The 8592-nt window shown below is 72.7% G+C and carries 10 protein-coding genes (1 of these 10 cut by a window edge); 2 read left to right on the top strand and 8 right to left on the bottom strand.

Annotated elements, in window-relative coordinates; genetic code table 11:
• From FrCorBMG51_RS20320 to purS, 3 genes are all read right to left on the bottom strand, one after another.
• On the bottom strand, window positions 1-493 hold the 5' portion of the coding sequence (locus tag FrCorBMG51_RS20320) for an HNH endonuclease family protein (RefSeq protein ID WP_476742218.1). It extends 533 nt beyond the left edge of the window; 493 of the gene's 1026 nt are visible here — the first part of the coding sequence; its start codon is at window positions 491-493; its stop codon lies off the left edge, out of view.
• A gap of 115 nt (window positions 494-608) precedes the next feature.
• Window positions 609-959: a rhodanese-like domain-containing protein gene (locus tag FrCorBMG51_RS20325; protein ID WP_047224633.1), complete on the bottom strand. Its 351-nt coding sequence runs from the start codon at window positions 957-959 to the stop codon at window positions 609-611.
• Window positions 960-1655: 696 nt separating this feature from the next.
• The gene (gene purS / locus FrCorBMG51_RS20330) at window positions 1656-1961 is read right to left on the bottom strand and encodes a phosphoribosylformylglycinamidine synthase subunit PurS (RefSeq protein ID WP_047224634.1); all 306 of its coding nucleotides are present in this window, start codon (window positions 1959-1961) and stop codon (window positions 1656-1658) included.
• A 529-nt stretch (window positions 1962-2490) separates the two neighbouring features.
• Here purS and larE point away from each other — a divergent pair.
• A complete protein-coding gene (gene larE, locus FrCorBMG51_RS20335; RefSeq protein WP_338052782.1) occupies window positions 2491-3984 on the top strand; it encodes an ATP-dependent sacrificial sulfur transferase LarE in 1494 nt (497 codons plus the stop codon).
• A 21-nt stretch (window positions 3985-4005) separates the two neighbouring features.
• Here larE and FrCorBMG51_RS29930 read toward each other — a convergent pair whose 3' ends face one another.
• Window positions 4006-4305, bottom strand: a complete 300-nt coding sequence (locus FrCorBMG51_RS29930; RefSeq protein WP_175648459.1) for a hypothetical protein — start codon at window positions 4303-4305, stop codon at window positions 4006-4008.
• A gap of 379 nt (window positions 4306-4684) precedes the next feature.
• On the opposite strand from FrCorBMG51_RS29930, the gene FrCorBMG51_RS20345 reads away from it, so the two are divergent.
• Window positions 4685-5080, top strand: a complete 396-nt coding sequence (locus tag FrCorBMG51_RS20345; RefSeq protein WP_013871729.1) for a cold-shock protein — start codon at window positions 4685-4687, stop codon at window positions 5078-5080.
• A gap of 38 nt (window positions 5081-5118) precedes the next feature.
• Here the strand turns inward: FrCorBMG51_RS20345 and FrCorBMG51_RS20350 are convergent, their stop codons facing one another.
• The 4 genes from FrCorBMG51_RS20350 to FrCorBMG51_RS31850 all read right to left on the bottom strand — a co-directional run.
• Window positions 5119-5955 carry a 1,4-dihydroxy-6-naphtoate synthase gene (locus tag FrCorBMG51_RS20350; RefSeq protein WP_076845126.1) on the bottom strand — a complete coding sequence of 279 codons (837 nt, stop codon included), beginning with the start codon at window positions 5953-5955 and terminating at the stop codon, window positions 5119-5121.
• A gap of 44 nt (window positions 5956-5999) precedes the next feature.
• Entirely contained in the window at window positions 6000-6968 is a 969-nt protein-coding gene (mqnB, locus tag FrCorBMG51_RS20355; protein WP_047224636.1) for a futalosine hydrolase, read from the bottom strand.
• Between the two features lie 132 nt (window positions 6969-7100).
• Complete coding sequence (locus tag FrCorBMG51_RS20360) at window positions 7101-7547, bottom strand: hypothetical protein (protein ID WP_047224637.1); 447 nt, start codon at window positions 7545-7547, stop codon at window positions 7101-7103.
• A 202-nt stretch (window positions 7548-7749) separates the two neighbouring features.
• Window positions 7750-8592, bottom strand: an 843-nt coding sequence (locus tag FrCorBMG51_RS31850) for an MFS transporter (RefSeq protein ID WP_476742219.1), incomplete at its 5' end; no start/stop codon positions are given.

Consider the following 8592-nt stretch of genomic DNA (forward strand, 5'->3'; position numbering starts at 1 on the left):
CCCGCCGGTACGGCGGCGATGTCGTGGCCGGGTGCACCGGGATCGACTGGAGGGTGGCGACGGCGGTTCCGATGGTGACGACCTGGCCGCGTCCGCCGGCCGTCCCGCCGGAGCCCGCGGGCGATCCCGCGCCGTCGAGCGTCCCGCATCCGGTCAGGGCGAGAAACACGCTGAGGCAGAGCGCAACAGCCGCTGACAGGATTCGTGCCCGGCCGTCGGCCGGGACACCTCGCGCCACGATGCCGCGGACCGCGGCGCCGCGTACCACGATGCTGCGGACCACGGTGTTCCGGATCGGGCCCCCGTCGGCCGTGGCGTCGTGGGCCGCGCTCCCATGTGCAGTGACGCCGGCAGCCGCGGTGCCACCCCGCCCGCGGCGCCGGCCTCGGTCGCCTGGCTCCGCATGGTCCTGGTCTCCACGGCTTTGATCCGTGCAACCTTGATTATGATCTGCCGGCGGTCGGGGACGCGGCACTGACGCGGCGGGGGTCATAACGCCAGTTTCCCGCCGTCCAGCGCCCGTGCCGGTGAGATGGCGCCGGTTGTGGACAGGAGTGTTGTGGACGCACCCGCCGCCGGCCTGGCCACGGGGAGCCGGCCGGATACCGTCAGATCACGGCCGGGGGATGCGGTGCGTTGTTCGCCATCGGACGGCCCGAGGCGTCCCAGGCGATCATTCCACCGTCCAGGTTGCGGGCCTGCCAGCCGCCGCGGTGCAGGTAGGCCGTGACCGCGGCCGAACGCTGCCCGGAGCGGCAGATCACCACCACGTCCCGGTCGCGAGGCACCTCTTCGATGCGCTCGAGGAGCTCACCCATCGGGATGTGGACCGCTCCGGCGATATGCCCCGCGTCCCACTCCTCCGCCTCCCGGACGTCGAGGAGCAGCGGCCCGACGTCCGGCGTGACCGTCGTCGGAAGTTGATCTACTGCGACCGAAGGTATCTGATCCGAACCCACGCGGCCATCCTGCCATCCGCCCGGCATCCCGTGGCGTTGGCTACCGGACAGGCGGCTACCGGACAGGCGGCTACCGGACAGGCAGCTATCACGCGGTGGCCGCTGGACAGGTGGCCGCTGGACAGGTGGCCGCTGGACATTGCGCGGGACATGATCCCGGGGATTTGGGCCTGCCGGCGGCGCGAGAGAGAGACATGGTCGCTCCGTCTTTGGTCCCTCGGCCGGCCGGCTGTGGTCACGAGGGCGCTTTTTCGTCCGCGGCGACAAGGCCCGTGGTGGGACCGTGATTACCGTGGAATCGCTCGATGTCGAATCATCAGGATGCGGAGCGGACGGGCCGTGGCTCACCTGCCCGTGGTGCGGCGGGATCGTACCGTTGGCACATCTCGTCCCAGGGGACGACGAACCATACGCACGGGTTGCCGTCTGTGACTCGTGCGGACGCCGGGTCATGTTCCTCTCCCCAGCCGACCCGACGGCCTGACTCACCCACCCGCCCCGGCTGCTCACGCCCCGCCGGGCCCGCCGGGCAGGCGGAGGGGTGCGCGAACGGGGCGGTGGGGTGGTCCCGTGGGGTGGATGTGTTGGTTCGGGACGTTGCGCTTCGGCGTGACGCATGCGCTTTTCGTCACGGAGTGATGGTTGCCGTTGCCACGATCAGTGTGCGGTCGCCCTCGCGGGCCTTCCGGACACGTCTCAGGTGGCGGGTTCGGCTCTGACCGCGTTGGCCCCGGTGGGGCTGGCCTGCGCCGGTTGCGGCGGCTCCACCCGCACGACGTAGTCCTCGATCACCGGGTTGGCGAGCAGGGAGGCGGCGAGCTGGTCGATCCGGGCGAGGACGTCGGCGTCGGCGTCGCCGTCCACCTCCAGCTCGAAACGCTTGCCCTGGCGTACCCCGGCGATGCCGGACACGCCCAGGCGTGGCAGCGCGGCGAGTATCGCCTGCCCCTGCGGGTCGAGGATCTCCGGTTTCAGCATCACGTCCACAACGACCCTGGCCACGCCTGAAGACTGTATCGGTGCATCGCAGGGCCGGGGCTGATGGATGTTGGTCGGCTTGGTGTCGCCCGCGCTCGAAGATCCATCGGACGTGGTTCCGCCGGTGCCGTCCGGGCCTGGAGCGGGTGTGCTGCCCACGCCTGCGCGGCCAGCCTCGAGCTGTGGGCGTACCCATCGGTCCCCCGGGCGGGTGCGCCGTTCGGGGGGCCGATGGGTACCCGCCCGGCCGCATGCGCCGACACGGCCGGTGCGCCAGGAACACCACCCTGCACCGCGAACCCCACCGGGCACCGTACGCCTTTTTCGATCAAGAAAGTGAATGTGATCAGGAAAACGAGTGTGGAAATGGCTGCTGTGCGGCCGCTTGTTCCCTCGTTCTCATGATTCGGCGGTAATCGATCGCGAATCTTTGATCGATTGACGGTGTTCGGGGGCGGTGCTCGGGGGCTCTGTGGCTGTGGGCGCCCGTGGCGAGGCGGCGGTAACTACCCTCGGGTGTGTGTCGACATCCGTGCCAGAACAGCCCGTGTCCGTGCCGAGGCAACCTGCCTCGGGGGCAGCCGGTCCGCCGAGAGCGGCCGGGCCGGTCGTCGGATTCGACCTGGACATGACGTTGCTGGACCCTCGGCGCGGCGTCGTCGCCGCCTACGCCGCGCTGGCCGCCGAGACGGGGGTGGCGATCGACGGCGAAGCGGCCGCCGCCCGCCTCGGGCCGCCGCTGGAGGAGGAGATCGCCCGCTGGTTCCCGCCCGAGCGGGTAGCGGAGACGGCGGCCCGCTACCGCGAGCTGTACGCCGTCCACGCGCTGCCGGTGTCGCTGCCGATGCCGGGCGCCGCCGACGCGGTCGCCCAGGTGCGTCGCCACGGGGGGCAGGCGGTCGTCGTCACCGCCAAGAGCGAGCCGCTCGCGCGGGCGAGCCTCACCCACATCGGCATCGAGGTGGACGCGGTCGAGGGCTGGCGGTTCGCCGAGACGAAGGCCGAGGCCATGATCGAGCACGATGTCACGATCTACGCGGGTGACCATGTCGGTGACATCGTCGGAGCGCACGCGGCCGGTGCCCTGGCCGTCGCGGTGGCCACCGGCCCGTGCTCGGCGGACGAACTGGCCGCCGCCGGAGCCGACGTCGTCCTGCCCGACCTGGCCGCGTTCGGCGGCTGGCTGTCGTCCCATCTGCTGCCCGGCCGGCTCGACGACCTGGCCACACGGCTGGCCGGGCTCGGCTCGGTACTGGTGGCCTTCTCCGGTGGGGCGGACTCGGCGTTCCTGCTGACGGCGGCGGTCCGGACGCTCGGCGCCGACCGGGTGGTGGCGGCCACGGCGAGCTCGGCGTCCCTGCCGGCCGCCGAGCTCGCCGCCGCCACCGATTTCGCCGCGCGGCTCGGCGTGCGCCATCTCACCCCGGCCACGAACGAGATGGGACGCGAGGGCTACCGGGCCAACGGGCCGGACCGGTGCTACTTCTGCAAGGCGGAGCTCACCGAGACGCTGCGGCCGCTCGCGGACTCCCTCGGCCTCACCCATGTGGTGACCGGGACGAACGCCGACGACGCCGTCGCCGGGTTCCGGCCGGGTATCCGGGCGGCGGCCCAGCGGGGGGCGCGTACCCCGCTGCTGGACGCCGGCCTGACCAAGGCGCAGGTCCGCGAGGCGTCCCGGCGGTGGGGTCTGTCGACCTGGGACAAGCCGGCCGCGGCCTGCCTGGCCAGCCGGATCGCCTACGGCATCGAGGTGTCGCCGGCCCGGCTGGCCCGGGTCGAACGCGCGGAGGCCGGGCTGCGGGTGGCCCTGGCCGCCGCGGGGCTCGTCGTCCGGAACCTGCGGGTGCGCGACCTCGACGACGTGGCAATGGTCGAGGTGGACGCCGACCAGGTGGCGGCGCTGGCCGCGCGTCCGGACCTGCTGGCCGCCGTCGAGGGCTTCGACCGGGTGGAGGTCGACCCCCGCGGGTTCCGGTCGGGCTCCATGAACGAACTGCTGCCGGCCGTGGCGCGAGCGTCCGGGGAAGGCGGCGCCGGACGGTGAGAACGGCCGGGGGCGGTCCGGTCAGATCGGGTTTCCCTCGGCGTCGACCGGTTCGGCCTCGTCCACCGGGGCGGGGGAGAGCACAGCCAGGAGTATCCCGATCAGGGCGAGGGCGAAGCCGACGGTCAGCCCGCCGGCCGCGACCGCGTTGAGCCAGGTGGGACGTTCGGTGACCCCGAAGAAGAACGGGATAATGATGACCGCGGTGGCGACGAGGCCGATCGCGAACGACACGACCGCGGCCCGGACGAAGAGGTCCGTCCGCCTCCGGCGCCCCGAGGGCTCAGCAGGCTCTGGTTCCCGCGCCGCTGGATCGTCCACGCCTACCAGCCTACGGATCCCGCGGCCCCCCTGGCCAAAGGCGGTGCGATCGTTGTATCGCATCGCCGGCGGCCAACCTGGGTTGTGGGGCCAAAGGCGGTTCGATCATTGCGTCGCATCGCCGGCGGCTGGTTGGGGGCTGCGAGCCAAAGGATGAGCGATCATGTTTGTCGCGTTCGGGAGCCCGTTGGACCGGGGAAGCCGACCAGTAGGCCTGGCTGCTCCAGGCTTGCCGGTGAGCTGGGCGACCATCGCTCGGGTGCTACTGCTCGGTGATGAAAAAGTACGGACGGCCACTCGTCGGCGCGTCCCCGGATAGCCTTGAGACCCCGGTATCTCACCGGACAGTCCCCCTTCGCTACTCATAACGAGGTCTTCCGTGCCCACCGGCAGAGTCAAGTGGTTCGACGTCGACAAGGGCTTTGGCTTTCTCAGCCGTGACGACGGCGGTGATGTTTTCGTCCACAAGGCCGCGCTCCCGCCTGGCGTGGACAGACTCAAGCCCGGTGACCGGGTCGAGTTCGGGATCGCCACGAGCCGCCGTGGCGACCAGGCGTTGTCGGTGCGGCTGCTCGCGGCTCCGCCGTCGGTGACGAAGGCTGCCGCGCAGGCGGCGCGGCGTAGCCCGGACGAGCTCCACAGCATGGTCGAAGACATGATCAAACTGTTGGACGAGGTGCAGGGTTCGTTGCGCCGCGGGCGCTATCCCGACCGGCGCACGGCCCAGAAGGTGGCGAAGGTCGTTCACGCGGTCGCCGACGAGCTGGAGGTCTGATCGCCCGGCGGCCGCTCCCCGCGTGGGCCGGGCGCGGATCAGCGTAGGGGGACGGGCAGGGGTGGGACGAGGCCCGCGGCGGCCGCACGGCCCAGCAGGGCCTCGACCGCCTCGTAACCCTCGTCGCCGAGTTGCAGGGTGTAGTCGTTGACGTACAGGCCAATGTGGGCGTCCACCACGTCCGGGTCCATCTCCTGCGCGTGGTCGAGGACGTGGGAGCGTGACGCCGCCGGGTCGGCGAACGCGGCGGCCACGCTCGCCCGCACCGCCGCGGACAGCGCGGCGCCGTCGAGGTGGCGGCGGCCCAGGACGGCCCCGAGCGGGATCGGCAGGCCGGTTTCGGACTCCCACCAGTCGCCGAGGTCGGCGATGGCGGTCAGGCCGAAGGACGGGTAGGTGAACCGGGATTCGTGGATCACCAGGCCAGCGTCGTACCGTCCGTCCCGCACCGCCGGCATGATCTTCTCGAAGGACAGGACGTCGATCTCGCTCACCCCGCGCTCCTGCGCCCACAGGCGGAACAGCAGGTAGGCGGTGGTGCGCATGCCGGGGATCGCGACGCGGGCGCCACGCAGGTCGGCCCGGCCGGCGGTCAGCACGAGCGGTCCGCAGCCGCGTCCCAGCGCGCTGCCGGCCGACAGCAGCTGGTAGGAGCCCAGCAGCCAGGGCAGGGCCGCGTAGGAGACCTTGACGACGTCGTCGAGGGCGTCGGCGGCGCGGCTGTTGAGCACGTCGATGTCGGCGAAGGTCACCGTGACGGGGGTGCCGTCCCCGACCAGCCCGTGCGTGAGCGCGTGGAAGGCGAACGTGTCGTTCGGGCACGGAGAGATCGCCAACGACAGCGGTGTCGGCAGGGACGGCGGTGCCGTCGGGATCGTCGACGTCGACGTCGACGTGCTCTCGCCGACGTCGGTCCCGGTCACGATGTGCCGCCTGTCGCTGGTCCCGTCGCTTCCGCGGGTCCGGCTGGCCTGACCGGGCCGCCGGAGCTGGTCGCGCGCAGGGCCGCGGTGAGGGTGTCGATGCCGGCGGTGAGGGCGGCTGCCGCGGCGCTCAGCCCGGCCAGCGCGCCCGACACGTCCCAGCTGGCCCGGTCGCGGCGCCCGACCGTGTTACTGATCGCGCGGATCTCGGCGAAGGGCGTGCCGTACACCGCCGTCGCGACCGCGACCGCGTACCCTTCCATCGCCTCGGCGGCCGGGCCGAAACGCAGTGCCAGGGCCGCGGCCCGGCGCTCGGTCCCGGTGATCGTCGAGACGGTCAGCACCGGCCCGGTCCGCACCGGGCGTCCGGTACCGGCGAGGATGCCGGTGAGGGCTTGGACGGCTTCCTCGCGAGGTGACAGCGTGGAGGATCCGAGCCCGAGCTGTTCCAGGGTGAGGAAGTCGCTGGAAGCCGTCGGCGCGGGTGGTTGTCCCGGTTCACCGGGCGGGGCGTCGACGCCGGATTCCGCGCCGAGATCCGCGGCGATCAGCGCGTCCGCGATGACGAGGTCGCCGATGTCCGCGCGGCCGGCGAAACCGCCCGCGATCCCGAAGGAGACGACCAGGTCGAACGGCTCTCCCGCGGCCTGGGCGGTGGCGAGCGCGGTGGCGGTGCCGGCAGCCGCGGCGGGGCNNCCGGCAGCCGCGGCGGGGCCGGCGGCCCCGGCGGCGAGGACGGTCACCGCGCCGGAGCGGCGGCCCAGGTAGGGGCCGATCCGCACGGCGGTCAGGAGCTGGCGGTCCCACGACGGCGGCGAGCCACGCGACAGCGTGCCCGTACCGGCGGCGGCAGCGGCGGTACTGCCCGTGCCGGTGACGGGTCGGGGCCGCCACGGCCCCATCATTCCGGCGCAGACCGCGTCCGCCTCGGCTGTCATCGCGGTGACGAGCAGGATGCGGCTCACGCGTCCGCCAGCGGGACAGTCGACGGGCGGGTGCGGCCCGGGCACGCCGCGGCCGGGCCTGTGCCGCCGGGGCGCGCCGTGCCGCCGCTCGGGCCTGTGCGGGCGGGGCTGACAGGACTGGGGTTCATCGGGCTACGGCTGGACGACGAGCCGGAACGGCCAGCTCCCGGAAGCCTGCTCGGAGCCGGCGTGCGGGGCCTGGAAGACGGTCAGGTTCACCTCGCCGCGCCCGTCCGGCACGGACAGCCGGTAGTGCGGCTCGGTGATGATGTCGGTGATCCGGGTGTCGTTGGACGCCAGGAAGTATCCCTTGTCGGCGATCGACTGCGCGACGTCGATGTTGACGACTGACCCGGGGGCGGCGTGCAGGACCGGCGCCTGGTATCCGCCTTTTTTGATCACTGTGCCGTCGCGGTCGTACTGGGCGGCGTGCGCCTGCACGAAGTTGCCGCCGGACTGCAACGTCACCAGCGGGGTCGGCTTGTCGCAGCCGGTGATCACCAGGATCAGCGCGCCGAGGAGGCCGAGCACGACGGGGCGTCGCCGCCGAGTGCGGAAAAGTAGCCGAGATGCGGACACGATCGGAGGTTACCGTTCCCGACGGTCGGGCGCCGGCCTGCTCGCGATCCCGCGGGTGGGTTGTCGGTCTCAACCCGCCTGCTCAGCGGCTCGACCACGGGCGGCCTGGCCGTGGCCAGGAGCCCCTGCCGGCGGCCGGGGTGCTGGCCGCGGTGGGAGCCGGTGGCCGTCGACCGCTGGTACCGTCTGATCGCTTTTTTGATTATTTCGGTCGGCTGGAACCGCGCACCCACCAGCGCCGGACGGGCGGTCGCGGCACGGTTGGGGCGTCGGGCGCGGCGGGCGGCTGCGGCAGGGGCGGGGCCTGCGGCAGGGTCTGCGGCAATGTCGGGTACTGCGGCAGGGTCTGCGGCAGGGTCGGGTGCTGCGGCAGGGTCTGCGGCAGGGGCGGGGCCTGCGGCTGGGTGGGCGCACCCGGGTCGAAGTGAGCCATGGACGGGGTCGCTGGGGCGTGCGGAGCAGCCGGGGCGTGCGGGGCGCGCGGGGCGTTGTGCAGTTCCCGGGCCGCGGCCCGGGAACGGTGCAGGGCCCGGGTCTCCACGAACATCGTGCCCAGGACCACCGCGGACGCGGCGGCGAAGCCGAGCGTGCCGGGCATCTCGATCAGGCCGATCGCGCCGCCGGCGACCCAGACGAGCTGCATCGCGGTTTCCGAGCGGGCAAACGCCGAGTTGCGGGTGTCCTCGGCGACGTCCCGCTGGATGATGGCGTCCAGCCCGAGCTTGCCGGTCGAGCTGGCCATGGTGACCAGCAGGGCCGCGAGCAGCGAGGTCAGCTTCGTGTAGTTGACGGCGGCGCCCAGGCAGCCGCCGGCGGCCATCAGCAGCGACAGCATCAGCAGCGCTTCCGGCCGTTTGCGGCCGAGGCGCCCGCCGACGAACACACCCAGGCCGCTGCCCACCCCGGCGCAGATCGCCAGCCCGGCGAGCCACAGGTTGTTGCCGCCGCTGGTCCGCAGCAGGAACGCCAGGTAGAAGGTGAGGAACCCGACCAGGCCGCGCAGCACCAGCGACGCGCGCAGCGCCACCGGCAGCCCGCCGAGCGC

Source organism: Protofrankia coriariae (genome assembly GCF_001017755.1).
In the GTDB taxonomy this organism is placed as follows: Bacteria; Actinomycetota; Actinomycetes; order Frankiales; family Frankiaceae; genus Protofrankia; species Protofrankia coriariae.